This window comes from Kitasatospora sp. NPDC034035, from assembly GCF_055575755.1.
Genome location: NZ_JBVISA010000040.1, coordinates 22150 through 45195, shown reverse-complemented (window position 1 = coordinate 45195; position 23046 = coordinate 22150). Strand labels below are relative to the sequence as shown.

Sequence of the window (23046 nt, the reverse complement as noted above, 5' to 3'; positions counted from 1 at the left end):
ATGTGAGCCGCCACCAGAGGTGAGGAGGGATGGGTCGTGAGTGACGCGACGGGTCCGGGCCATGAGGAGCCGCGCCCGGCGAGAACTATGCCGCTCGGACCAGGCGGCACGCTCGCGCGGTGATCCGCTCGTTCTACGAGTACCACCGAGAGACCCACGGCCGACCGCTGATCAACCCGTTCCCGCAGGGAGGGGCTGCCGACGAGGGGAGTCCGAATGCGCATCACAACCCGATGCAGCCGTTCCGGCAGCCCTCGCGCCGGGGCACCTATCAGCCCAAGGAGCCCAAGCCGACCCCGCGGATCATTCCTGACCAGGCGTTCAACGACCTGTTCGCCGGGTTGAAGTACAACCGGGACCGGGCTCTGATCGCGTTCTACATCTCCACCGGCGCCCGCGCCTCCGAGCTGCTGGGTGTCCCGCAGGGCCTGGTCTCGCCCGGGGACCGGACGATCGGCGTGGTCCGCAAGGGCAGCCAGGTCCTGCAGCACCTTCCCGCCTCCGCCGACGCATTCGTGTGGCTGCGGCTCTACCAGCAAGAACTGCGCGGCATGGTCCCCAAGCACCCGTCGGAGCCGCTGTGGTGGACGCTGCGACGGCCCTTCCGCCCGCTGGAGTATGACGCGGCCCGGATGGTCTTCACCCGTGCCAACCAGCTGCTCGGCGCGAACTGGACCCTGCACGACCTGAGGCACAGCGCGGCCAAGAGGATGGTCCGCGATCCGAACCTGACCCTCGCCGACGTGCAGTGGGTCATGGGACATGCCCACATCACCACCACGGAAATTTACATCGCTCCCACGCCCGACGAGGTCGTCGCCCACGTCCTGGCCCACCATGAACGACAGCGCGCCGAGCAGGCCAAGCCGCCGGCTCCGCCGGCGCCGGGTTACCGCCCCGAAGTGCTGGCAGCGCTGTTCGGCACCTCGGCTGCGGGCGGCGAAGGCCGGTGAACCCGACCGCGAACGTCGAGGTTGCCAGGGCCGTCGAGTCACCTGAGGTGGACAACGCGCTGGAGTGGGAACCGCGAGTCGGCGAACCGAGCTGGTGGCAGACCCGTCAGAGCCGGGAGAACCTGGTCGAGCGGTTGCTGGGACTGTTCACCGAACCCGGTGCGGGACTGACCCGCGACAAGACCCGGCGGCGGGGCCTGGGCAAGCTGCTGGACTGGCTCGAAGGCCAGCCCGGAGAGACCTGGCAGGATCGCTGGATGGCCAGCGGGGCGGACGACGCCGGCTTCGAGTGGACCGATCTGCCCCTGCAGGGACGCGGCACACCCAAGAGCCACTGGCGCGATGAACTGGCCACGGGACTGGTGCTCCTGGTCGCCGGGCAGGCGATCCGCCCCAGCTACCCGTGGCTGCTGCGGCAACGCGTGACGGTGCTGCTCAACGAATCCCGGGCCGCCAGCGACCCCGCTGCCTTCCAGCGACTCGAACGACTGGCCCAGCACGCGACCCCGACAGCGAGGTCCGACGCCCTGAACAAGCTCACCTGGATCGTGATCCGCAAGGGCGGCCTGGTCAGCGACATCACCGTCGGCGACTGCATCGAACTGACCGCCGCACTGGAGGAACACCACTTCCGTGGCAGCGCGGGCCGGCCGCTGTTCTACGCCCTACTCAAGGAGACCGGCGTACTCCCGGCCAGCGCACCGCTGCGGCTGAGGGCGCTTCGCATCGAGGGCCGCCGCAGCGTCGAGCAGATCGTCGACGCGTACGGTATCGAGTGCCGGGCCGTCCGGGACCTGCTGGTCGAGTACTTCACCGAGCGGGCTCCCGAGCTCGACCATGTCTCGCTACGTTCGATCGCCCGCAATCTGTGCCGGTTGTTCTGGCGCGACCTGGAGATCCACCATCCCGGCATCGACTCGCTGCGACTGGCGCCCGAGGTTGCGCAGGCGTGGAAGGAACGCCTGGCCTTCATCCGTGACGCCCAGGGCCACCCGGTGCGGCCGCGGGTGAACTTCCGCAGCGAGCTGGTGTTCGTCCGGGCGTTCTACCAGGACATCGCCCGCTGGGCCGCCGACGATCCGGCACGGTGCGCGCCCTGGGTCGCGCCGTGCCCGATCAAGGCGAACGAGTGCGCGACGAAGAAGTCCAGGTCCAGGGTGAAGTCCCGGATGGACCAGCGGACCAGGACCCAGCTGCCGCTGCTGCCCGCCCTGCTTCGCGCCGTCGACCGGCAGTGCAAGGACGCCGAGGCCCGCACCACCGCAGCTCGCGCGACGCCGGCCGGTGGACGGTTCCTCGTTGCCGGGGAGGAGTTCGAGCGCTGCGGGTCCGGGCAGGCCCGCCGCGTCTACGTCACCGAGGTGGCCGCCGGCAGGCGGCGGAACCTGACCCACGAGGAGGAAGCAGCGTTCTGGTCCTGGGCGACGGTGGAGGTGCTGCGGCATACCGGCATCCGGATCGAGGAGATGCTGGAGCTCACCCACCACAGCTTCATCGCCTACACCCTGCCTACCACCGGCGAGGTGGTGCCGATGCTGCAGGTCGCCCCGTCCAAGACCGATTCGGAGCGGCTGCTGCTGGTCTCTCCGGAGCTGGCGGAGGTGTTGACCGCGGTCATCTTCCGGGTCCGGGCCGGGAACGCCGCCCTGCCGCTGGTGTCGGCCTACGACGTGTTTGAGCAGACCTGGAGCCCGCCCATGCCGTTCCTGTTCCAACGCCGGTACGGCACCGAGGAGCGGCCGCTGACCCGCAGCTACATTCGCGAGTGCCTGGTCGCGACCTCGCAGTCCGCTCAGATCACCGTGGCCGGCGCCCCGCTCGAATGGCGCCCCCACGACTTCAGAAGGATCTTCGTGACCGACGCCATCCGCTCCGGACTGCCCCCGCACATCGCTGCGAAAATCTGCGGCCACGCCGCTTTGGACACCACCATGGGGTATGCCGCGATTTACCCGGAGGACGTGATCTCCCATCACCGGGCCTTCATCGCCCGCCGCAGAACCGAGCGACCCAGCGAGGAGTACCGCGAGCTCACCGCCACCGAGTGGGACGAGTTCCTGGCCCACTTCGAACTCCGCAAGGTCGCCCTGGGGACCTGCGGCCGCGACTACGCGACCCCGTGCCAGCATGAAAACGCCTGTGTCAGATGTCCCCTACTGCTCGTTGACCCGGCCCAGATGCCACGCCTCCAGGAGATCCACGCCAACCTCGTCGACCGCCTCCAGGAGGCCAGGGACCAGGGGTGGCTCGGCGAGGTCGCCGCGATCGAGACCACCATGGCCGCCGCCGCGCAGAAGCTGGAGGCCATGCGCGACCGCGCAGCGCAACCGTCCACCGTTCACCTCGGGATGCCAGACTTCCGCCGCGACGCCGGACGAAGCAGCGCCGAGTCCGAGGGCTGAGCGCCGAAGGGCACCAGGACAGCGTTCCCGACAACATGTGCTCGAGTATCAATACAGAGACGGAAGAGCTCTCGTTACGGCCTCATGGAACCGGATCTGCAATGGATCAAGGCGTCGACTGAGCTGCTTAGCCGATTCGAGACTTGCTGCCCATACGGTCTCCCCCGCAACAGTCCGCAGCTCCTTGGCTAGTGCACGCAGCTCGCTATCTAGTACCCGTGCTCGCGATGACTCCAGCCTCAATACGGCCTCTGACCAGCCAATAGCTGTCGGGGTCTCCCACTGGCGTGCAGTCCATTGGCCCGTTTGCTGAACCTCAGCGAGAACTCGATCCAGTTCGTCGTAGACGGCTTTAATCATGTCCGAGACCGCTGACTGCAACGCCAAGATACTCTCCTTCTGGAAGGTATCAAGAGAATCCTTACGATCCCGCCTGTACTGCTCGTCGCGAGTAGCAATCTCGCGTCTGGCTGCGGTTCTCTCCTTGTAGATCGTCAAAACAGACGTCGTTAGGGAGCCGAGAACAACTCCCACAAACCCGAAAATTGCCTCCGAAGCCACGTCAGTGCCCCTCCCAGACGGCCCATCAGCGCTGGCGTTTTCCCACCACCGACTTCCTCGACGTCGCGATGCCCGCTCATGCCGTTGATCACGCACCCGGTACGACTGTCGCTCCGGTGCCCATGTGCACGAGGGCTTCGCCACGCCCGACCGTGATCCCCCAACAGCATTTCCAGGGTGACACTGAGTCACGACATGGACTCAAGTAGGGATCGGACCTGGATCAAGATCAGTTCGGTTAAGCATGCATCCGCTGCCCGCTCCTGCGGCCCGATCCGGCCCAGATGCCCCGCCTCGCCGAGATCATCACCAACCTCGATGCCCGCATCGCCGAGGCCCGACGCGAAGGCTGGACCGGCGAAGTCGCCGGCCTCGAAGTCAGCCTGTCCTCCGCCATGGAAAAGCTCGCGGCGATGCAGGCCCTCTCCGAGAACGGGCGGACAACCGATCTCGGTATGCCCACCTTCAAGACCCCGTACGGACGAGTCATCGAGGAGTCAGGGCCGTGAACGGCCCTGTCGAAGACTCCTCGCCGACGTACATGTCAAGTGCTCGGGTCCGTGCGAACCAACATGCTCACGACGGATCGTCGCTCCGGTCTTCCCCGCTCGTGATGTTGAGGGCTCCATCGCGCATTACAAAGTGGCGGGCCGCATTGTCGTCAACGGTGACGCGGGGATGGCAGGCGCCCTGGAATGCCTCGGCCCGCAGCTGGAAACGGGCGGGGTTGGCACCCTGCACAGCGCGCAGACGCCAGGGGCCGTCATCAGCGCTCTCGGGGCGGGGCGACACGGCCAAGTGCAGGAGGGCGGAGGCGTTGTAGTGGGTGCCGTAGCGCGTGTGATCCGAGGTGTATGTGGCCAATCGGAGCTCGGCCGACGGCGGGCCGGGGGCCGTCGAGGTGTCTGGAGTGGGCTGCTGGGGTGCGTCGGCGGCCGAGTGCGATTGGGCCCGGGCACGGAGGCTGAAATCCGGTTGATGGGCCGTCTCTGACAGCACCGTGGCGAACCAGTCGGCGAGAGCAGGGCCACCGCGTCGGGCCCAGGTCTCGATGAGTTGGCGGAAGCCGGCTTCGCGGCGGTGGGACGTGCGGTGCGTGCCTGCGGTAAGGATCGCCTCGCCCGCTCCGGCGAAGGCCCGTTGGAAATCGCGCACCGGGACGCGGTGCGTGTGCTCGGCAGAGCGGACCATGCGGATGTGCAGCATGGCGCGGTGCAGGAGAGTCGCGGCGGCCGTGGCGTTGGTGCCCAAGTGCCCCTCCTGGGGGGAACCGGGCAAGGCAGGCTGGCTGTCACGGTGCGGAGTGGTCGCGTCAGCCCGGCGTCCAGCGGCGGACAGGTGCCAGTAGCGGTCGTCCGGGCGGAGGTCGGCCATCGCCGCACGGAGCGTGCCGCGGGCTCCGACGCCGATCGATACGCCGTCCGCTTCTGTTCGAAGGACGACGCCCCGGGCGTCCTGGGAGTCGAAGCGGACCTCGGTGATGTCGCGTAGCCGTATGTCCAGCGTGGCGGCCTCTGGAGAGGTGACGTCGTCGACGGGATAGGAACGGGCAACAGCCAGTTCGAGATGCCCAATGAGACGGCTGCCGGCCCGTTCGACCTGCAGATGGCGAACCTCGGCCGACGGCAGGTCGTAATCGGTGGCGAGGCTCTCTGCAACCTGCGGCGTCACCACCATCACCGGGGCCATCACCTGCCCCAGATAGTCACGACCGGGTACGTACGGCTTCGCCGGCGCCAACAGCTCATCCAACGAGTGACCGGCGACCGAGGCCTGGTCCCGCATCCAGGCTCGCCTTTCCTTACCGAGGCCAGCCATCCATTCCAAGACTGCCCGCGCACGACGCTCGCGCCCGCTTCGCGTGCTGGCCGTCACCGCCCGAAATAGAGGAAAGGTGTTGTTGTCCCACACGTCCGCCGCCACGCGGATGGTCTCCCGGTCGAAGCCGCGCGCATCCGAGGAAGCCTCAGCGATCTGCACCAACGAGCGGTCCAGCAACGCGCCCAGCACGGCGACCGCGGAACTCCGTTGAACTGGCGCAGCTCTCTGGAGCCAATCAGTACCTATACGGCGCCATGGAGAGGAAGCATCGAGGTTGGCCATGCCGGGATCGTCGCACGAAACACGATCACATCGAACAGGTATCTGAACGTGTTCCTCTGTATCGAGCTGGGAGTGCGCCGACACTCCCCTTCGGTCAATCTGGGGCCTTGCACGTAACACCCGGACCTCACTACTTTCTGTCACGAAATCCCGCCCCTCTGACACGCCGTGCACCAATCACGCGGCTTCCTTCTTGGTTCAGAGAAGCCACCGCCGACGCCGTCCTGCTCCAGCACCACATCCTCCTGACCCGTGCGCGCCGGGGCGCCACGACCTACGTGGACAACACCTCGGTCGAGGCGCACCACCGGCTCCAGCTGGTGGAGCTGGCCCACCAGCACGGCCGCCGAGCCGTCGCGGTCCTGGTCGACGCCCCGCTCGCCTTCTCGGGGGGTCCCAGCCCTGTGGCGTGACGTTGGGAAAGGTGCCCTCGTTGAGAGCCGGGAGCCGGTTCTCGGGGGGTGTTGCTCTGTGGCGGTGCTGTCACGTTAACGGGTGCTTGATCATCTGATGCTGTAGAAGATCAAGAGACAGCTCTACGGGCGAGCCGGTTTCGACTTGCTTCGCAAGATGATCCTGCTTCAGTAGATCCCCGCCGACCGGGCTCAGAGCTCGGCCGTCCAGACTCCGACTGGGTGCTCGCTGGGCGGCAGCCACAACTGCGGCTGCGAGTCTCGATGCCCCTGCTCGATTTGTTCTTCCCAGTGAAAGCGCCCGTTCGCGTCGGGCCATGCCACCTGCAGGACTGGGAAGGGCGGCCGCCGGTAGAACCCGATGGCCTGCCCGAAGAAGGTCCGGTACCAGCGAAGATCGGCCCGCCTGAGCCCTACCGGTAGGCCACGGGCGACGCCTTGATGCTCCTGGCCGTCAGACAGGACCGCGCCTGAGGCCGCCTTCTCGCCGAGTGTGTTGAGCATGCGGTGCATGAGGTGGACATCGAGCCCGAACATCGCGAGCTCGGGTGCACCGTGTGCGTGGGAGAGGCCGATCGTGTAGGCGAACCCCGGGCCGATCTCGTCCTCGGGGACCATCGCGACGTGCCAGCCGTACTCCTGCACATTGCCGATGATCGTCCGCTCAACCTGGTCTGCATCGTCTCGGTCACCGTAGTCGTGGCACAGGACGCATCGGCACTGGAATGGATCACCGGTCATGCGTGCAGAGTACGAGGTCAGCGTTCGAATCCGGCAGGCAGGCCGGGATTTCGAAAACCCGTCACGTTCTGTGACCGCTCCCCAAGATCTGTGCCAGAACCGAGATTCGACAGCGTTTGTTCATGACTTCAGACAGCGGGGCTTGGTCAGGCGATTCGAACAGCGCAGTCCTGCAGCCCGTTTGGCCACCCGACCGAATGAGGCTGGCCAACCAGGCGGAGTATCCAGGCTGACCAGCCTCGTCGCGTCGTCAGTCCGTTGCGTTCAGCCGAGACTCTGCGACCGCGAGGCCGGCGATGGCGGCGAGCATCAGCACCGTGCCGGTGACGACCGCGATCTGGGATTGTCTTCCTGTGAGGTTCCCCCGAGGTGCGGAAGGTTGCCGGACATGGCCTGATTGGCCATGAGAAGGGAGCCTCTGCCATGGCTGCACCGATGAAGTATCCGCCCGAGTTGCGGCAGCGAGCTGTTGCCGCGTACCGGGCTGCCGATCCGAAGCCCGTGATCCGTCAGATGGCCCGGGACCTGGGCGTGCACCACGAGGCCCTGCGGAACTGGATCCGCCAGGACGAGGCCGACCGGGGCGAGCGTGACGACCGGCTGACCACGGCCGAGAAGGAGGAGCTGGCCGCTCTGCGCAAGGAGAACGCCGAGCTCCGCCGGTCCTGCGAGATCCTCAAGGCCGCCTCGGCTTTTTTCGCCCAGGAGCTCGACCCGACCCGGCGACGGTACTGAAGCTCATCGACGAGCACCAGGACCGCTTCGGGGCCGAGCCCGTACTCCGGGAACTGCACATCCCCGCCTCCACCTACTACCGCTGGCGCCGCGAGGTTCACGAGCCGTGCGCGCGAAGACGCCACGACGCGGAGCTGACCGAACACATCCGCCGGATCCACGCAGACTCCGACGAAACCTACGGCTCCCCGCGCGTCCACGCCGTCCTGCGGCGCGAGGGCACCCACGTCGGCCGCAAACGGGTCGAGCGCCTGATGCGCCAGGCCGGCCTGCAGGGCGTCAGCCCGCGCCGGCCCTGCGGCTTCACCCGCCGCGACCCGGCGGCCGACCTCGCCCCGGACCTGGTCCAGCGCGACTTCACCGCCAACGCTCCGAACCGGCTGTGGGTCGCCGACATCTCGCTGATCCCCACTGGCGAGGGCCCGTGGTGGCTGGCCTCGGTGGATTCAACTGGTCGTCGCAACACCTTGATCATAGAGGTATGCGATGGGACGAGATCAGGAGGTGGCGGAGGCGCCTGCGGGAGCACGACGGCAGTGGGCCGCGGATCGGGCGATGCGACCGCCGATGCGTTCACCGGGTCGGCCGGAGCCGTCTCGCGCGGTGCAGCGGGAGTTCTGGCGCCTGATCGCATCGGGGGTGACGACGGTTGAGGCTGCGGGCGAGGTGGGTGTGTCGTGGCCGGTCGGGTCGCGGTGGTTCCGTCACGCTGGCGGGATGCCGCCGCTCAGCCTGGACGAGCCCACGGGCCGCTACTTGTCGTTCGCCGAGCGGGAGGAGATCGCGCTGCTTCGCGCTCAGGAGGCCGGCGTGCGCGAGATCGCGCGCCGGATCGGACGCGACCCAGGGACCGTTTCTCGCGAGTTGCGCCGCAACGCGGCCACGAGGAGCGGGAATCAGGTCTACCGCGCCGTGGTGGCGCAGTGGAAAGCGCAGCAGGCCGCGAAACGTCCGAAGACGGCGAAGCTCGTGGGCAACGACAGGTTGCGTGAGTACGTGCAAGAGCGGCTTGATGGGAGCGTCCGCCGACCCGACGGCACGATCGTCACGGGCCCTGAGACGCCCGCGTGGAAGGGCCTGAACAAGCCGCATCGGCAGGACAGGCGTTGGGCGATGGCGTGGAGTCCGGAGCAGATTTCCCACCGACTGAGAATCGACTTCCCCGATGATGAGGGCATGCGCATCAGCCATGAGGCGATCTACCAGTCGCTGTTCATCCAGGGGCGGGGCGCGCTCAAACGGGAGTTGGTCGCGTGTCTGCGGACTGGTCGTGCGCTGCGGGAACCGCGGGCTCGATCACGCAACAAGCCGCAGGGGCATGTGACCGCCGACGTCGTCCTCAGCGAGCGGCCCGCTGAAGCCGCGGACCGCGCGGTCCCCGGGCACTGGGAGGGGGATCTGATCATTGGGACGGGCCGATCCGCGATCGGCACGCTCGTCGAGCGCAGCAGCCGGTCCACGCTTCTGGTGCATCTGCCTCGACTGGAAGGCTGGGGCGAGAAATCACCCGTGAAGAACGGTCCGTCGCTCGGCGGCTACGGCGCCGTCGCGATGAACGCCGCGCTGGCGGCGTCGATGACGAAGCTGCTCGAGCAGCTACGCAAGTCCCTCACCTGGGACCGCGGGAAGGAACTGTCCAGGCATGCCCAGTTCGCACTTGAGACCGGCACGAGAGTGTTCTTCGCCGACCCGCACTCGCCCTGGCAGCGACCGACGAACGAAAACACCAGCGGCCTGCTACGTCAGTACTTCCCGAAGGGCACGGACCTGTCCCGGTGGTCGGCCGAGGACCTCGAAGCCGTCGCCCTGGCGATTAATAGCCGGCCCCGCAAAATCCTCGGTTGGAAGACCCCCGCCGAGGTCTTCACCGAGCAACTACGCTCACTACAACAACCCGGTGTTGCAACGACCGATTGAACTCGCCCAGTACACGTCCATCAAGCTCACAACCCGCCTGCTGAAGGCGGGAATTGAGCCGAGCATGGGCACCGTCGGCGACTCCTACGACAACGCCCTGGCCGAGAACTTCTGGAGCGTGCTGAAGACCGAGTGCGTACGTCGCACGACCTTTGGGACCCGCACGGACGCCGACCTGGCGCTTTTCGCCTACATCGACGGCTTCTACAACACCCGCCGCATCCAAAAGCGCCTCGGCTGGCTCAGCCCCGACGAGTACGAGGCGAAGTACTACGCCGACCAGGCGACGGCCGAACCAGTGGCCGTCGAACCACCTGAACCCGTCCTGACCAGGTAATCAGCACCTCCCGCACAGCGGGGGAAGCTCACTGATCTCGCAGGTCAACGCGAAATTAGACGTTCTGTCGTAGGAGGCACGCTCAGGTCTTGTCTCGGCTGAGAACGTCGCGCCGTCCCTGGTGCCGCTCGGCTGCTTCCTCGGCTGATCAGGGGACGCACCCGTGGGCGTGGTGAACGACGGGCGGGGTCACTGGGGGAGGGTGACCAGGACGCGGCCGCGGCTGCCGGTGTCGACGCGGTCGTGGGCCTTGGCGATGTCCGCCAGCTCGTAACGGTCGCCGACTTCGACGGTCAGGGCACCCACGGCGGCCGCGGCGGTCAGATCGCGTGCTGCCTGGCGTTTCGCCTCTTCGGGGAAGTCGTCGCTGCCGATCAAGCGCAGGATGACATTGCTGAACAGCAGCGGCCAGAAGGGGATCTCGGTCCGGTCCGCGCTCGTCGCGTAGGCGGTGATGACCGCGCCGTTCGCGACGACGGCGTTGTCGAGGTCTGCGTTGTCGGACAGGGACACCTCGACGATCCGGTGCACGCCCTCGGGCGCGTACGCGCGGATCGCCGCCGCCGGGTCCCCCTGGTCCAGGGCCACGGCGTGGGACACGACAGCCGGATCGACCTGTGCGAGATCCGCGCCGCGCCGGACGGTGGCGACCACCCTGGCCCCGCCCCAGCGGGCGAGCTGCGCGGCCAGGGACCCGACCCCGCCCAGAACGCCGTGCACCAGCACGAGCTTGCCGTCGACCGGTCCGTCGGCGAACACGGCGCGGTGGGCGGTGATGCCGGGGATGCCCAGGGCCGCGCCGACCTCGTCGCTGAGGTGGTCGGGCAGCGGAACAGCCAGATCGGCGGGTACGACGGCGTACTGGGCGGCCGTGCCGAACGGCCGGTAGGACTGGGCGCCGTAGATCCACACCCGCTGCCCGACCCGACGCCCGTCGGCCCCCTCGCCCACGGCGTCGACGACTCCGGCGGCGTCGCTGTGCGGGATCACCCGTGGGTAGGGCATCGAGGAGCCGAGCCAGCCGCGCCGCTTCTTGGTGTCGCCGGGGTTGACACCGGAGACGGTGACGCGGACGCGGACCTCGCCCGGGCCGGGGGTGGGGTCGGGCAGCTCGCCGACGCGCAGCACGTCGGCGGCGGGGCCCTGTCGGTCGTACCAGGACGCAAGCATGGGCGGCTACCTCCGGGGCTGGTCAGCGCACAGGTTGTCCGAGCGTAGAGGGGTCTGTCTCGGCGCGCGCGGTGACTGGCTCGTCACCGTCCAGAACCTGGCGCAACCAGGCCCGTTCGGCGCTACTGATGGCGCGGGCGGTCAGCAGCATGCCGCGCCGGTAGGGGTCGGCCATGTCCTCGGCACGCAGCGGCCGGTCGCCTGCGTAGAAGAAGCTCGCCGGTTCCTCCAGGAACTCCAGCCGCCGCCGCAGCACCGCGTGCTGTTCGGCGACGTCCGGCAGGAGGGACAGGAACGCCAGTACGGTGAAGAACCGCGTGAAGTCGCTGATCTCGTGGTCGGCGGGCGCGCGCAGCCGCTTCAGCAGGTCGGCGCGCCCGGCGTCGGTCACGCTCAGTATGTAACGGGCCGGGCCCGCGGCCGGGTCCGCGCGCCGTTCCAGCAGGCCCGCCGCGGCCAGACGCTTGATCGCCGGGTACAGACTGCCGTCGCTCACCGGCCGGGTGTAGCCCGTCAGCTCCGAGAGTCGGCGGCGCAGTTCGTGTCCGGGCAGAGGCCGCTCGGCCAGGAAGCCCAGTATCGCTAGGTCAAGCATGTCCCTATCGTCCCACACCTACATCGATTCGATGCACACATCGAATCGATGTACTGTGGTTCTTCCGCTCGCTCGTTGCGAGGGGCAGTGCAAGAAGAGAGAGGCGGACGGACATGTCGCCGCAATCCACCGAATCCGTGATGAGTCGCTTCGTCGAGTTCATCAACACAGCCGACGAGGACCTTGCCCGTGAGGTCATCGCCCCGGATGCCGAGTTCCATGCGCCGAGCCACGCGGAACCGCTGCGGGGCCCTGAGGGCTACCTGGAGCTGATCGCGATGATGCGCGCGGGGTTCCCGGATGTCCGGTGGACCCTGGAAGAGACCGTCACCGAGGGCGACACGGTGGCCGCCCGGTTCACCATGCGCGGAACGCATCAGGGCGAGTTCTTCGGAATCCCGGCCAGCGGCAAGACCATCTCGGTCCAGGCCATGAACTTCTACTACCTGGCCGACGGAAAGATCATCAAGGAGCGGGGCCAGCCCGACCTCCTCGGGGTGATGCAGCAGATCGGTGCCGTGCCTGCGCCTTGAGAGCGCAGGTCCGTCGGCGGCAGCGCCGGACGTCTACCGGCTTCCGGCAGTACGAGGGTGGCGTGCCAGACCATGGTCCTGGCGCACCACCCTCGTCTCATGTCACCTCGCCGGCGGTCAGCCCTTCGCGTCCGGTCGCGACTCGGCAGCCGCGAGGCCGACGATGACCACGAGCATCAGCACTGTACCGACGACCGTGGCCGCGGTGAGCCGCTCTCCGAGAAGCGGGCCCTCTCTGCGGAGCTGCGACCCACCGCTGTGCCGCCGCAGTGGCCCCAGGAATCGAACACGGGGCGACCGGGGGTGGTTGTCCGAGGTCATGAACAAACGCTGTCGAATCTCGTGAACAAAGCCAGGCCCGGACGCCTGCCCGACCAGCAAAGGAACTGACATGCGGCACCTCACCCCCGCCTTCGCCCTCGGCGCCCTCCAGCGCGGGAAGCAGATCGAGCAGTTCCTGGGCGCCATCGAAACCGACGGCCGGCCCGGGCTCCGCTGGATCGCCCTCAGTCCCAGCCGCACGGGCGTCACCATTTACCTGAGCGAGGTCGAGGATGTCGGCACCGACACCTTCCTCGACATCACCGAGTTCCCGCCTCTGGACCCCGACGAGGAGACGTGGGGCCGGGAGGTCGCCGTCATGCCCACCCCCGAGGAAGCCTTGCACCTGGCAGAGCATGAACTCGCTGCCGACCCCCAACGCTGGGTCAACGATGGCGTCGTCTGCGACGAGTACCAAGACTTCCGGGCCGTACGCAGGTCGAACCCGTGAGGTTTCGGTGCCACCTGGCACGAGTTCGCCGGAACATGTGCGCTTTGCCGAACGACTCGTTCGAGGCGATGGCCACGCTGTTCTTTTCCTCCCGCTCGCCTGGCGCGGGCCGTTCGCGTCGGTCAGCGGCTGGAGCCTGGGCGGGCCGGACGAGCGCTGAGTCAGAGCCGCCTGCACGCTCGGCACGGGCGAGCGTCGTGCCCGCCCGCCGTCACCTCCCGCCGATGCCGCGTCCACCTCCAGCCCCTGCCCCGTCGCCACACCCGCGGAGCCTCGATGCCCACCGTCCTGCAGCATGCCGTCCTCATCACCGCGGCCGGCGCCGCCTGGGCGGCCCTCGCCGTCTTTGCCGCCGCTATCACCGCCATCACCGCGGTCACCGTCCGCAGCGACGCCCGCCGCCGCGACGCCAGGGAGGTTCTCAAGGTCCTCGTGCGCCGCAGCCGCTGACCGCGCCCCGCGGCTCCCCTGCCCGGGCGGGTCTGGTTCAGCTGGTCTTCCAGGCGAGGGGCTTGTTGTCCTTGTCGAGCCACACGATGTACTGGAGGGGCTTGTCGGCCGGGGCGAGGTAGATGGCGCACTCGTGGTCGCTCTGGCCCTTGACGAAGTCCTTGCCGCCGTGGGGGACGTCGCTCTCGCACTTCGGGAACGCGCTGAGCAGGTCGACCTTGCGGGCCTGGGCGGTGTCGCTGACCATGGCGCGCAGCCGCAGGTTGAAGTAGGGCTCGTAGATTCCGTTGCCGCCGGTGTGGGTGTAGGTGACGTGTACGTAGTACGGCGTCTTGCCGGCCATGTCCTCCGGCTTGAGGAAATTGGCGAGGTCGGCGATGTCGCCCTTGACCACGCTGGTGGGGCCGATGGTGAGGGAGATGTCGCCCTTCGCGCTGTCGGTGTACGTGCCGGTCGCGGGCGCGGCCGGCGGGAGGGCGCCGGCGAAGCGGCTCGGGGCTGTCGGGGTGGCGGTGGGCGCCGCGGCGGTGATGGTGGGCAGCACGGTGGCCGCCGTCGACGGCGAGGCGGTGCCCGAGCTCACGGTGGCGGTGGGCGTCGCGCCGGCGGGGGTGTCGCTGTTGTCGGGGCCACAGGCTGTCAGAAGGAGGGCCAGTGCGGCGGCGGCCGGGATGGCGGCGGAACGGAGTACGGATGCGGAGCGCAAGGGAGTCCCCCGGGAGAATCACGGTCGACCCGGCTGAGGTGGATGCCCCTCGTTGGTGCGGGCGAGCCTGGCGGCGGCCGCGTAGTACGGCCCTCAGCGATCCTCCATTGATTTGCCCGGCCGCCACATGAGTACGCGTACTCACATTTGGCCCGCACGCAACCTCCTGTCGGCGTACACCTGTATCTGACCTGTACGCCGACACCTCCGCTGTCTGGAGGGCGGGTGTCGGCCCAGCAGCAGAACCTCGATCAGCGCCCGAGTACCCTCACGCTCGCCGTGGGCCTTGCGGGCGGCCGCCCACCAGGCGTCATGGACCGGGGTGAAACGGCCTGCGGAGCGGGCCTGGTCAAGCGCGGTGGCCCCGGGCAGGGCGCCGGCGGCCCCGATCGAATAGAGCAGGGGCCTTGGGTCAGGGACAACGCAGCACATGGATGAGGCGTTCTGACGTGGCCCGAGCGCGCGCCATGAACACGGCGTCCCAACTCAGTCGGCCTCCATGGCGTCTGCCCGCCTCGTCAGGTCCGCCGCGATGCGATCCCAGTCGGTCCATGCAGCCACAAGTTCTCGGCAGCCTGGCGCATCAGCGCTGGCTCATCAGGTCGCTGCAGGAGCACCAACCGGTAGGACAGGTTGCGGACCCAGACCGGCAGACGACCATCGACCACGTGCGGGCAGAGCTCCCGGAGCATGGCGAGGATCGAATCCGCGTCAGCGAAAGTCAGTTCCTCGACGAAGTAGTGCTCCCGGTGGTCGAGGACGCACTCAGGTGTCGGTCCGAACTCGTTCCCGTAGAGACAGCGCGCGTGCTCCGTCAAGGTGCTGTGCATGTCTTGGAGCCTATGACGCCTTGATCCGCCGGAACGACCTTGGGCCGGTCCGGGCGATCATCTGCAGGGCGTCTCGGTGGTACTTTGACAATCGCGGGAGGGGTGGGAAAGCAGGTGGACAGAGACCGGCGGCGTGCAGCTGTCCTGGCGCTTCGCGAGCTCGGACGAAGCCACGACTACCGTGACCGGGCGGATGCCGGTCACGGCCTGGCAGGCTTCGCCGAGATGCAGGAGGCCCCCGGGCCATTGCTGGAGCTCGTGCTCGACCCCGGTGACACCTTCGTCACCCGGGTGACCGCGGAAGCCGTGCTTCGGCGAAAGGACAGGATTGGGCTGGCAGTAGTCGCCTCCGCACTGGCAGTTGCCGACTCCAATCACAGCGATTGGATCCACACCGCAGTCCTCGATGTGTTCAGCATCTTCTCCGAGGACCGGGACAACGCGATGCAGCTGTGCGAGGAGATGCTGCGGGACACTGACGACCGCGTTTCCCTGGGGGCTCGTCAGCTGCACGCAATCCTGGCCGAGATCGACCCCGTTCTTCGCCCCGTGTAGCACGCGGTGGACACTGCCGTGAGAGTGCAGGTGCTCGAATCTCCACCCGGGCATCCTGCCGGGCCGGCTCCACGAGCGGACCTGCACTTCGCCGGCTGTTGATCGGGAACGCGTCGGCGCTCAGTGTGCTGGCTCGGCGCTGGTTCGTCCGGCATCGCGACGAAAGTCAGTGGCCGGCATGTCCGCACTGTTCTGGGGGCTCACCGTGCTGGAGATCACCCACTACAGCCGCCACCGCGCCCACGTGTAGCACTCCGGACAACGGCCGACGAACGCCGCAGCAGGCGGCCCGCGCAACCCACGCGCGGGCCGCCTGCCGTCTCCGCCGGGCCGCCCCGCCCACGGCCCGCCGGTACTGCGCCGGCCGCCGCGGCCCCGGGGCCGCACCCGCGCCGGACGGCTTTCCGACCGATGGCCGGACCTGGCCACCGCCGTCTGACCGTCCGGCCTCCCGCGCTGCTCTGCCGGCCTCGCGTCCGAGGCCTGTCCTTCGGACGGTAGTCGTGCGGGGGCGTGTGGTCGCGGCCGCTCCTGGCGTCGGGAGCATGACGGAGGAGAACACGGCGGTGGTGGGGGTGCGGTCGGCGCAGGAGGTGTTCGCCGCCCTGGAGGGGCTCGACGCGCGGTGCCGGCCGTTCACCGAGTACGAGCAGGGACTGCTGGAGGCGTACCGGTGGGCGGTCGGCGCGCGGATGCCCGCGCCGGTGACGACCGCCGCCATGGCAGGCCCATCGGGGCCGCGCCGGGGCGCAGCTGCTGGCCGAGTGCCAGGCCGCGGCCGTGGCGCTGCGCACCGGCGCGGCTCGGACGGAGGCGGCGCGGGTGGCGGATGCGGAGCGGATGCTGGGCTCCTACACGGCGCTGGCCCGGTTGTGTGGCCACCATGACGACCGGCCCTGAGCGGCGGCGACACCTGCCGCCGGTCCGGGCCGGTCGCACGCCAGAAGGAACCGGGTGGTGCTGGCGCCCGGTGTGCCGGTCGGCGTCGTTCACCGGGCCGTCGCGCGCATTTGCGTTGTGCACCGCCGGTGCGGGCGGTCGCGTGCCCCGGCGGCCGCGGCGCCCGATAGCCGGCGCGCGAGTCTTCCGTGTTCCGCGCGGCGCAGGGGTGCCTGGTTGCCGGCGCGGGCTGCGGTTGGTCAGTTGTGGCCGGTGCGGGTGAGGGTGTCCGTAGGGAGGCGGATGGCGGCTTCGGCGTCGGCGAGTTCGTCGTCGGTGGGCGGGGTAGCGCCGAAGGAGCGGCCGCCGGGGGCGTCCAGGGCGCGCCAGTGGAGGACGGGTGCGAGGTGTGCCCCACGGTCCCAACCTGGGTGCCTACGGTTGGGTCGTCGAGCGCACCATCGCATGGCTCCACGGCTTCCGCCGCCTGCGCATCCGCTGGGAACGACGCGACGACATCCACGAGGCCTTCCTCGGCCTCGCCACCTGCCTGATCACCCACCGGCACGTCCAACGCCGTTGTTAGGACCTCTTAGCCCGATGAACTGAACCGCCACCAGGGACGTTTTTGCTCGCTAGCCTGGTCCTGGCCCCGCTTCTCGGCCCGTGCTACCTGGCGCCGCGCCGACTTCAGATTCGATGTGAGCGGGTAGACGTGGTCGCCATCGCGTTCTCCGATCTCGATCGCGTGCTCCAGGTAGGGAATCGCCTCGTCGTATCGCCCGAGGGTGTAGAGGAGCTGTGCGACGTCCTTCACGGAGCTCTCGCTGCCCGCCTCGGCAGCCTTCCGGAACCAGTCGAGGGCCTCCTCGAACTCCTCTCGACAGTCTGACTTCCGTGCCCCGGCAAGTTCCCGGAACTCGGCCTGCCGCCGGATCAGGATGCCCATGTCCGCGCAGGCAGTCGGATCCCCGAGATTGGCGAGCGCATGCGTCCACTCGCGCGCTTTGGCCTCACGCTGCGTCAGCTTGTACAGCATCACTAGGAGCCTCATCGACTCTTCGTGGCCCGCTTCGGCCGCGCTGACCAGCGGGAACTCTGCCTCGCTCCATTCGCGGGCGTCGTACTTGACCTTGCCGTACCGGAAGCAGCTCTCGACGTCGTTCGACGCTACTGATCCCGGGCCGTAGTTGTGCTGTGTGACCTGGTTGTTCTGAACGCCGGCGCCCTGGTTGAACACGATGCCGCCGCGATCGGCCGCTGCGTCCTGGTGAATCTCGTGGCCCTCTTCACCGCGTGCGCTCACCTGCCGTGCACCTCATTGTGCTGAGAGCCTGACCCCTGGTTGAACACGATGCTGCCGCCGCTCGCGTTCACGGTCTGGACGACCTGGGCGCTCTCTTGCCCGCCGTGCTCTGCGCAGTCCCTGAGGATCGTGCGAAGGTCGTCAACGAGGCTGGGGTCCTGGGTGAGTGCTCGTCGGATCCTGCTGCGCCACTCTGCGGCGATCTCGTCACGCGTTTCGCTGGATTCAGTGTCCTCCACCAGACGCTGGCGCGATTCCTCAAGCTCCTCGACGACGGCGGAGGGATCGTCCGAGCGCCGCGACAGCAGCCTGGCGAACCGGTCACGGACGCCGGACCAGAGGTCACCCATCATTACACTGACAAGGGTTTGAGCGGCTGGCGTGATCAGCTGCGCGATATCGAGTTCGGCCATGTACTGCCCCTGTGTTTCGGACCGGCGGATGACTGTCTACGTGGCCATAGAGGCCTGATGCACAATCAGAAACCTATCGGGCTCCGACGGGTGGTGTAGCGGGAATGCGCGAGTCGAACGGTCCGCTGTTCACGGCCTTAAAGCCTGCATGCGCCCGCACCGAGCTGGACGACTCCGGCCCGTCGCGGGCGGGCCGCTGCTGCTCCTGGTGGTGACCGGCACGTCCGGCGCTGACCACCCGCACGATGTTCACGGGAACGGAAGTCGCGGGCAGGTGCGGCGCGGCATAGTGCGTGCGTGACTGCGACTCCCGCCCGCCTGGACCTGCCCGCACGCCGACGCCGCCACGCCCGGCTGATCGCCGCCCTGACTGCAACGGTCGGGGCCTGCGCTTCGGCGGCGCAGGCGCTGTACCAGGCAGTCGCCGACGCCCCGCCCGGGCAGGAGGCGGTCGTGGTGGACCCTCTGCCGGTCGTCTACCTCGGCCATACGGCGGCCCCGCTGCTGGAGGCGGCCCGGGTCGAGGACGAGGCCCGGGGGCCGGCCGCCGTCGCGCGGGAGCGGGCCGGACGCCTTGCCGCCAGGCCCGTTGGCTCCGCAGCGGCACGGGACGGCCGGCGGCAGACCACCTGCGGCTCCGCTCCGCCTCCTTCTACAGCTCCGTCCACCCGCACGCTCGCCCGCCCCGGCCGCCGAGCGGGTGCCAGATCGGTGCGGCCGGTCCGCACTGGACCAGGCCCTCGATCCGGGCGACGCCGGCCGGGACGGCGGCCAGCATCGCGGCGACGGCCGGGTTCTCCTCGGCGGCCAGTCGCAGGTCCGCCACCGCCGAACGCACCGCGGAGGCCGCCGTGCCGGCCAGGACCACCAGAAGCCGCGGGAAGGAGCGCCAGCGCCGCTCCCATGCCCGACCTGAACCGTCCTCGCCGGGTCTGCTCCCAGACCCGGGCGCAGGCCGCCGGCTGCGCCGCGGTCTGTTCGTCGCCGGTGCCGGGGCGGTGGCGTTCGATGAACGCCCGCAGGCGGTGCCGGTCGTCGCCTCGGCCTGTGGTGTAGGCGAGGTGGGCGGTGGGCCGGTACACCCCGCCCTCGCCGGCGGGCAGTTCCGGGTGGGGGAGGAGGTCGAGTGGGCCGCAGGCCTCGCCGTGGGTGCGGGCGTCGGTGACGAAGGCGGCGTGGATCCGGCCGACGTCCAGCAGGTGCTCGCGTCCGTGCCGCACCGTCGGCTTCTCCGAGCCGGACACCGGGGAGGTCGGGCGCAGGGCTTCGGGGAAGGTGACGGCGGAGCCGGCCGCGGTGAGGTGCCAGGCCTTCGCCCGGCCGGCCTGCGGCAGGGTCACGAACTCGGCCAGGCCCTCGGCTGGAGCCGGGCCATGCGCTTCTGGGTCTGCTTGATCCCGGCTGCGCCGCCGTGCAGCTGGTGGAGCTGCTCGGCGGTCGCCAGCGCGAAGCGGTGGAGCGTCACCAGGACGTCGTGGTCGGTCTCCAGATCCCCGTACACGAAAGTGCTCCTTCATCCCGCCGTTGTGAACCGCACCGCTCGCCCGAAGACGGATCAGGACCTGGCGCGGCGGGACGGGCCGCCGGCCCGGCGCCGTCGGCGCTTCGTGGGGGGCGGGGTGTGGGGTCGCCGGGTGGTGCCATCGGTGGCGATCAGGACACGAGTCCAGTCGGTGATCAGCTCGACCAGTTTCTGGACACGTGCGGGCCCCGTGCTGTTGAAGGAGAGCACGAGCAGGGATGGCGCGCTGGCCAGCAGCACGACAAGCAGCAGCATCGCGCTCGCCAGGATGGTGGTCGTGCGAGCGGGCCCGAACAGGGCTCGCGACAGGGACACGGGCAGCATGAACATTCCTCCCGGAAACGTGCTCGGTGAACGTCCCGGCGCTGACCGGCGGGACGTTCACCGAGCCTGGGTGCCAGAGGGGCGGTTGCGGAAGGGGAACCGCTCCGGAGACATTCGGTGTACCCAAGTAGGCTGCTGCGCCAGCGGGTTGCCGACCGGGAACCCGGGTTCGTGGCCTGGCCCGGGCCACCGATGGGGAGGAACGCGGTGCAACCGGAAAACCACAGTAGCGACGTCCAGGGAGAGGAACCGGCCGGAAGCGAAATCGTCGCGACGCCGCATGCCAAAGCGCAGCGGGCCCTGAACACGCACATCGAGCAGATGCTGCAACAGGCCGGCATGAAAACGCGCTCCGAGTTCAACAAGAGGCACGGGATCCCCAAGTCCACCGCGTCCCGCTACGCCAACGGCGGGCGCACCTGGCCGTGGCGGTTCATGGAACTCCTGATGACCGATGTGGAGAAAGCCGCCGGCGGACCGCTGACGTTCGACGTCCGCGAAATCACCCTCAGCCTGTACGGCGCCGTGATGGAGGTGAGCAACAACGCCGAGTTACGCGAGATCTTCGACCTGGTGAGACAAGGCCTGGGCAAAGACGCCGCGCTGTCCCACGCCTACTACGAGATCTGGATATTGAAAAGCCATCTCGAGCGGCTGCACCGGTCCGGGCAGACGACGCCGACCGCAGCCCACCAACGACTGCGCACCGCGGAACTGGCGGCCGAGCGTCTCGGGGCCGAACGGCACCTGATCCGGGCACAGGCCGCGCAGGCAGAGCAACTGCTGCCTCGAGAACTCAGGTTTCTCGACGACCCTGACCTGCGGGTTCCCGCCCGGGAACAGGTGCCTCCGTGGTGGCCGCAGCCCGTGCCGGCCACCCCCACGGCACGGTTCCCCCAGCACGAAACGGGCCGCACCACCTGGCCCGGGTCCGCGACGGCTTCCAGGCGGGCTCCGTGGATCCTGATCGGCGTGCTGCTCGGCCTGCTCGGCGCGGCGGGAATCTGGATCACCCTGCTTCTTCACGGCATGGGTACGCCCAGTACCGTTCAGGCCGCCCCACCTACCGGACAGCCGGCTCCCTCCGGCCTCGCCACCACCGCCCCGCAGCCAGCCGTGACCACCCCGGCAACCCCGACCGGCAACCCGACCCCGTCCCTGCCCTTGTCCCAGCCCCCGGCCGCTTCGCAAGCCGATGCACCGGGATGGACAGCCCGGTACCGGGACTCGACCATCAACGTTCCGCCGCCAGAGGGGATGTGTCAGCAAGCCATCATGGACTTCAATCCGGCTCGCGGGGCCGCGTTGGACCCGGATGACGTCATGAGTGTCGTGAACTCCCCGGCGGACCTGACGATCCGGCAGCCCTGCTACACCCTCAATTCGGTCACCATGGTCTACCCGAACCTCAAGGCCTGGGGAACGTCCTCGGCGCAGGAACCCGGTCCGGACCAGTGCCGCGACAACGCCATGCGCCAGGGAATGCCCAACCCCGCGCCGCTCAGCAAAGTCACCGTCGGCTCCGCCTACTGCGCGATCACCGCGAAGGACTCGGTGGCGTGGTTCAAAGTCATAGCCAAGCCCGGCAGCGACCAGCAGGGGATGACCGTTACCGCCACGCTGTGGACCCGGAACACCTGACCGTTACTCGGTTCCGCATACAGGACCGAGTAACGGTCAACTCCGCGACCTCCGAAGCACCCGTGCCTGGGGCCGAGAGCAGGCGGGGCCCGCGCCGACGGGAAGCTGACCGACCAGCAGACCGCGCTCCTGGACGCGCTCACGCGCCATGCCGAGACCGTGATGGGCTGACCCGCCCCGCAACCAGCAGCTGACCTGACCCGCGGGGCCGCGTTTTGTGAGCTTCAAGCAGCAGCCGTTTGTCCATCGGTTTGAGCGTCGATGGGCGGTCCGCGGGGCCGTGAATGCGTGAGAAACGACGTTGCTTCGTGGGATGGCCGCCGCCCGTGAGGGCGGCGGCCATCGAGGCGGGGCCTGCAGGTGTCAGCTTGGCCAGCCGTTTCAGCCGACCCGAGTGGGTCCTCGCGTCACCTTCGCCAGAACAGGTGGTGCGTCACGCCGCTCGGGCTGGGCACGACCTCCAGGTGGAACCGGTCGAGCAGCTCGTCGGGGCACTCCCAGAGGCGTAGTCCGGACCCGAGTTTCACCGGTGAGACCGCCACGTGCATGGTGTCGACGAGGTCGGCGTCGAGGAACTGTCGGATGGTGGTGACACCGCCGCCGAGTCGGACGTCCTGGCCCTGTGCCGCTTCCCGCGCCTGTTCGAGGACCGCGGCCGGGGCGCCGTCGACGAAGTGGAAGGTGGTGTCGGAGAGCGTGAACGACGGACGCGTGTGGTGGGTCATGACGAACACCGGCGTGCGGAACGGGGGCTCCTCCCCCCACCAGCCGCGCCACTCATGGTCCTGCCAGGGCCCGCGCTGGGGCCCGAACTTGTTGCGGCCCATGATCTCGGCACCGATGTTGTGTGCGAAGTCTCGCGTGAAGTAGTCGTCGAGGCCCCGGCTTCCCCCAGGGTCGGTGCGCATGGGCCAGCTCGCCGTGGCTCCGGCCCAGGCGAACAGCCTCTCGGGATGGTCGTGGCCGAACGGACTCTCAAGACTCTGGTGCTCACCGGCACCGATTCCGTCACTCGAGACGTTGAAGTTCATGACTCTCAGCAGTTGATCCACGTGGTTCCTCGTCGGGTTGTCGCGTCACCGTGCGGCGAGCCGCCGCACATCATGACGTCGAACGGGACGCGACCGGATCGACAGCGGCCCACAACTTTTTTTCCAAGGCGCGTCAAGAAGCAGCCCTGCTGCTCGG

The 23046-nt window shown here is 68.7% G+C and carries 26 protein-coding genes and 1 pseudogene; 14 read left to right on the top strand and 13 right to left on the bottom strand.

Features of this window, described 5'->3' with window-relative positions; genetic code table 11:
• The first annotated feature begins 119 nt into the window (after positions 1 to 119).
• Together ACZ52J_RS36940 and ACZ52J_RS36935 are read left to right on the top strand one after the other, a co-directional pair.
• Entirely contained in the window at positions 120 to 953 is an 834-nt protein-coding gene (locus ACZ52J_RS36940; protein ID WP_465625143.1) for a tyrosine-type recombinase/integrase, read from the top strand.
• Entirely contained in the window at positions 950 to 3355 is a 2406-nt protein-coding gene (locus ACZ52J_RS36935) for a tyrosine-type recombinase/integrase (protein WP_465625141.1), read from the top strand. The genes ACZ52J_RS36940 and ACZ52J_RS36935 overlap by 4 nt, the downstream gene beginning before the upstream one ends.
• A gap of 48 nt (positions 3356 to 3403) precedes the next feature.
• Here ACZ52J_RS36935 and ACZ52J_RS36930 read toward each other — a convergent pair whose 3' ends face one another.
• On the bottom strand, positions 3404 to 3916 hold the full coding sequence (locus ACZ52J_RS36930; protein WP_465625139.1) for a hypothetical protein: 513 nt from the start codon (positions 3914 to 3916) through the stop codon (positions 3404 to 3406).
• 284 nt (positions 3917 to 4200) lie between these two features.
• Between ACZ52J_RS36930 and ACZ52J_RS36925 the strand changes: the two genes are divergently transcribed.
• On the top strand, positions 4201 to 4425 hold the full coding sequence (locus ACZ52J_RS36925; RefSeq protein ID WP_465625137.1) for a hypothetical protein: 225 nt from the start codon (positions 4201 to 4203) through the stop codon (positions 4423 to 4425).
• Between the two features lie 67 nt (positions 4426 to 4492).
• Here the strand turns inward: ACZ52J_RS36925 and ACZ52J_RS36920 are convergent, their stop codons facing one another.
• Positions 4493 to 5926: a hypothetical protein gene (locus tag ACZ52J_RS36920; RefSeq protein ID WP_465625135.1), complete on the bottom strand. Its 1434-nt coding sequence runs from the start codon at positions 5924 to 5926 to the stop codon at positions 4493 to 4495.
• A gap of 65 nt (positions 5927 to 5991) precedes the next feature.
• Here ACZ52J_RS36920 and ACZ52J_RS36915 point away from each other — a divergent pair, with 65 nt between their 5' ends.
• Positions 5992 to 6432: an AAA family ATPase gene (locus ACZ52J_RS36915; protein WP_465625133.1), complete on the top strand. Its 441-nt coding sequence runs from the start codon at positions 5992 to 5994 to the stop codon at positions 6430 to 6432.
• A 192-nt stretch (positions 6433 to 6624) separates the two neighbouring features.
• Here the strand turns inward: ACZ52J_RS36915 and ACZ52J_RS36910 are convergent, their stop codons facing one another.
• Positions 6625 to 7173 carry a DUF4262 domain-containing protein gene (locus ACZ52J_RS36910; RefSeq protein ID WP_465625131.1) on the bottom strand — a complete coding sequence of 183 codons (549 nt, stop codon included), beginning with the start codon at positions 7171 to 7173 and terminating at the stop codon, positions 6625 to 6627.
• Between the two features lie 423 nt (positions 7174 to 7596).
• On the opposite strand from ACZ52J_RS36910, the gene ACZ52J_RS36905 reads away from it, so the two are divergent.
• The 4 genes from ACZ52J_RS36905 to ACZ52J_RS36890 are packed head-to-tail and all read left to right on the top strand — an operon-like array spanning position 7597 to position 10162.
• Positions 7597 to 7908 (top strand): transposase, encoded by a 312-nt coding sequence (locus ACZ52J_RS36905; RefSeq protein ID WP_360334868.1) that lies wholly within the window; start codon positions 7597 to 7599, stop codon positions 7906 to 7908.
• On the top strand, positions 7839 to 8561 hold the full coding sequence (locus ACZ52J_RS36900) for an IS3 family transposase (protein WP_465625202.1): 723 nt from the start codon (positions 7839 to 7841) through the stop codon (positions 8559 to 8561). The genes ACZ52J_RS36905 and ACZ52J_RS36900 overlap by 70 nt, the downstream gene beginning before the upstream one ends.
• Complete coding sequence (locus ACZ52J_RS36895; protein ID WP_465625200.1) at positions 8476 to 9825, top strand: IS30 family transposase; 1350 nt, start codon at positions 8476 to 8478, stop codon at positions 9823 to 9825. Before ACZ52J_RS36900 ends, ACZ52J_RS36895 begins: the two co-directional genes overlap by 86 nt.
• A complete protein-coding gene (locus tag ACZ52J_RS36890; RefSeq protein ID WP_465625129.1) occupies positions 9809 to 10162 on the top strand; it encodes a transposase in 354 nt (117 codons plus the stop codon). The genes ACZ52J_RS36895 and ACZ52J_RS36890 overlap by 17 nt, the downstream gene beginning before the upstream one ends.
• Before the next feature lie 189 nt (positions 10163 to 10351).
• Here the strand turns inward: ACZ52J_RS36890 and ACZ52J_RS36885 are convergent, their stop codons facing one another.
• Both ACZ52J_RS36885 and ACZ52J_RS36880 read right to left on the bottom strand, forming a co-directional pair.
• Positions 10352 to 11332 (bottom strand): NADPH:quinone reductase, encoded by a 981-nt coding sequence (locus ACZ52J_RS36885; RefSeq protein ID WP_465625127.1) that lies wholly within the window; start codon positions 11330 to 11332, stop codon positions 10352 to 10354.
• A 22-nt stretch (positions 11333 to 11354) separates the two neighbouring features.
• Entirely contained in the window at positions 11355 to 11927 is a 573-nt protein-coding gene (locus ACZ52J_RS36880) for a PadR family transcriptional regulator (RefSeq protein WP_465625125.1), read from the bottom strand.
• A gap of 113 nt (positions 11928 to 12040) precedes the next feature.
• Here ACZ52J_RS36880 and ACZ52J_RS36875 point away from each other — a divergent pair, with 113 nt between their 5' ends.
• The 3 genes from ACZ52J_RS36875 to ACZ52J_RS36865 all read left to right on the top strand — a co-directional run bounded on the left by ACZ52J_RS36875 (position 12041) and on the right by ACZ52J_RS36865 (position 13682).
• Entirely contained in the window at positions 12041 to 12460 is a 420-nt protein-coding gene (locus ACZ52J_RS36875; protein ID WP_360644051.1) for an ester cyclase, read from the top strand.
• A 391-nt stretch (positions 12461 to 12851) separates the two neighbouring features.
• Positions 12852 to 13232: a hypothetical protein gene (locus ACZ52J_RS36870; RefSeq protein WP_465625123.1), complete on the top strand. Its 381-nt coding sequence runs from the start codon at positions 12852 to 12854 to the stop codon at positions 13230 to 13232.
• Between the two features lie 276 nt (positions 13233 to 13508).
• Entirely contained in the window at positions 13509 to 13682 is a 174-nt protein-coding gene (locus tag ACZ52J_RS36865; RefSeq protein ID WP_465625121.1) for a hypothetical protein, read from the top strand.
• Positions 13683 to 13719: 37 nt separating this feature from the next.
• On the opposite strand, the gene ACZ52J_RS36860 is transcribed toward ACZ52J_RS36865, so the two are convergent.
• Complete coding sequence (locus ACZ52J_RS36860; protein ID WP_465625119.1) at positions 13720 to 14388, bottom strand: hypothetical protein; 669 nt, start codon at positions 14386 to 14388, stop codon at positions 13720 to 13722.
• A gap of 518 nt (positions 14389 to 14906) precedes the next feature.
• Complete coding sequence (locus tag ACZ52J_RS36855; protein ID WP_465625117.1) at positions 14907 to 15218, bottom strand: hypothetical protein; 312 nt, start codon at positions 15216 to 15218, stop codon at positions 14907 to 14909.
• A 102-nt stretch (positions 15219 to 15320) separates the two neighbouring features.
• On the opposite strand from ACZ52J_RS36855, the gene ACZ52J_RS36850 reads away from it, so the two are divergent.
• Together ACZ52J_RS36850 and ACZ52J_RS36845 are read left to right on the top strand one after the other, a co-directional pair.
• Positions 15321 to 15773 (top strand): hypothetical protein, encoded by a 453-nt coding sequence (locus tag ACZ52J_RS36850; protein WP_465625115.1) that lies wholly within the window; start codon positions 15321 to 15323, stop codon positions 15771 to 15773.
• Positions 15774 to 17055: 1282 nt separating this feature from the next.
• A pseudogene (locus tag ACZ52J_RS36845) lies at positions 17056 to 17238 on the top strand (transposase); the annotation flags it as partial.
• A 6-nt stretch (positions 17239 to 17244) separates the two neighbouring features.
• Here ACZ52J_RS36845 and ACZ52J_RS36840 read toward each other — a convergent pair.
• The 5 genes from ACZ52J_RS36840 to ACZ52J_RS36820 form a co-directional block, all read right to left on the bottom strand.
• The gene (locus ACZ52J_RS36840; protein ID WP_465625113.1) at positions 17245 to 17958 is read right to left on the bottom strand and encodes a tetratricopeptide repeat protein; all 714 of its coding nucleotides are present in this window, start codon (positions 17956 to 17958) and stop codon (positions 17245 to 17247) included.
• Entirely contained in the window at positions 17955 to 18371 is a 417-nt protein-coding gene (locus ACZ52J_RS36835; protein ID WP_465625111.1) for a hypothetical protein, read from the bottom strand. The genes ACZ52J_RS36840 and ACZ52J_RS36835 overlap by 4 nt, the downstream gene beginning before the upstream one ends.
• Before the next feature lie 652 nt (positions 18372 to 19023).
• Positions 19024 to 19197 (bottom strand): hypothetical protein, encoded by a 174-nt coding sequence (locus ACZ52J_RS36830; RefSeq protein ID WP_465625110.1) that lies wholly within the window; start codon positions 19195 to 19197, stop codon positions 19024 to 19026.
• A 510-nt stretch (positions 19198 to 19707) separates the two neighbouring features.
• Positions 19708 to 19872 carry a hypothetical protein gene (locus tag ACZ52J_RS36825; protein WP_465625108.1) on the bottom strand — a complete coding sequence of 55 codons (165 nt, stop codon included), beginning with the start codon at positions 19870 to 19872 and terminating at the stop codon, positions 19708 to 19710.
• A 54-nt stretch (positions 19873 to 19926) separates the two neighbouring features.
• Positions 19927 to 20217 (bottom strand): hypothetical protein, encoded by a 291-nt coding sequence (locus ACZ52J_RS36820; protein WP_465625106.1) that lies wholly within the window; start codon positions 20215 to 20217, stop codon positions 19927 to 19929.
• Between the two features lie 207 nt (positions 20218 to 20424).
• On the opposite strand from ACZ52J_RS36820, the gene ACZ52J_RS36815 reads away from it, so the two are divergent.
• Positions 20425 to 21858 (top strand): hypothetical protein, encoded by a 1434-nt coding sequence (locus ACZ52J_RS36815; protein WP_465625104.1) that lies wholly within the window; start codon positions 20425 to 20427, stop codon positions 21856 to 21858.
• Positions 21859 to 22265: 407 nt separating this feature from the next.
• Here ACZ52J_RS36815 and ACZ52J_RS36810 read toward each other — a convergent pair whose 3' ends face one another.
• Positions 22266 to 22910 carry a dihydrofolate reductase family protein gene (locus ACZ52J_RS36810; RefSeq protein WP_465625102.1) on the bottom strand — a complete coding sequence of 215 codons (645 nt, stop codon included), beginning with the start codon at positions 22908 to 22910 and terminating at the stop codon, positions 22266 to 22268.
• Between the last annotated feature and the right edge of the window lie 136 nt (positions 22911 to 23046).

Bases quoted from the DNA above. Each gene is read 5' to 3' on its own strand.
- ACZ52J_RS36925 (WP_465625137.1), top strand. From the start codon at position 4,201: ATGCCCCGCCTCGCCGAGATCATCACCAACCTCGATGCCCGCATCGCC.
- ACZ52J_RS36915 (WP_465625133.1), top strand. From the start codon at position 5,992: ATGGAGAGGAAGCATCGAGGTTGGCCATGCCGGGATCGTCGCACGAAA.
- ACZ52J_RS36910 (WP_465625131.1), bottom strand. From the start codon at position 7,173: ATGACCGGTGATCCATTCCAGTGCCGATGCGTCCTGTGCCACGACTAC.
- ACZ52J_RS36905 (WP_360334868.1), top strand. From the start codon at position 7,597: ATGGCTGCACCGATGAAGTATCCGCCCGAGTTGCGGCAGCGAGCTGTT.
- ACZ52J_RS36895 (WP_465625200.1), top strand. From the start codon at position 8,476: ATGCGTTCACCGGGTCGGCCGGAGCCGTCTCGCGCGGTGCAGCGGGAG.
- ACZ52J_RS36885 (WP_465625127.1), bottom strand. From the start codon at position 11,332: ATGCTTGCGTCCTGGTACGACCGACAGGGCCCCGCCGCCGACGTGCTG.
- ACZ52J_RS36880 (WP_465625125.1), bottom strand. From the start codon at position 11,927: ATGCTTGACCTAGCGATACTGGGCTTCCTGGCCGAGCGGCCTCTGCCC.
- ACZ52J_RS36875 (WP_360644051.1), top strand. From the start codon at position 12,041: ATGTCGCCGCAATCCACCGAATCCGTGATGAGTCGCTTCGTCGAGTTC.
- ACZ52J_RS36870 (WP_465625123.1), top strand. From the start codon at position 12,852: ATGCGGCACCTCACCCCCGCCTTCGCCCTCGGCGCCCTCCAGCGCGGG.
- ACZ52J_RS36865 (WP_465625121.1), top strand. From the start codon at position 13,509: ATGCCCACCGTCCTGCAGCATGCCGTCCTCATCACCGCGGCCGGCGCC.
- ACZ52J_RS36855 (WP_465625117.1), bottom strand. From the start codon at position 15,218: ATGCACAGCACCTTGACGGAGCACGCGCGCTGTCTCTACGGGAACGAG.
- ACZ52J_RS36835 (WP_465625111.1), bottom strand. From the start codon at position 18,371: ATGGCCGAACTCGATATCGCGCAGCTGATCACGCCAGCCGCTCAAACC.
- ACZ52J_RS36820 (WP_465625106.1), bottom strand. From the start codon at position 20,217: ATGCTGCCCGTGTCCCTGTCGCGAGCCCTGTTCGGGCCCGCTCGCACG.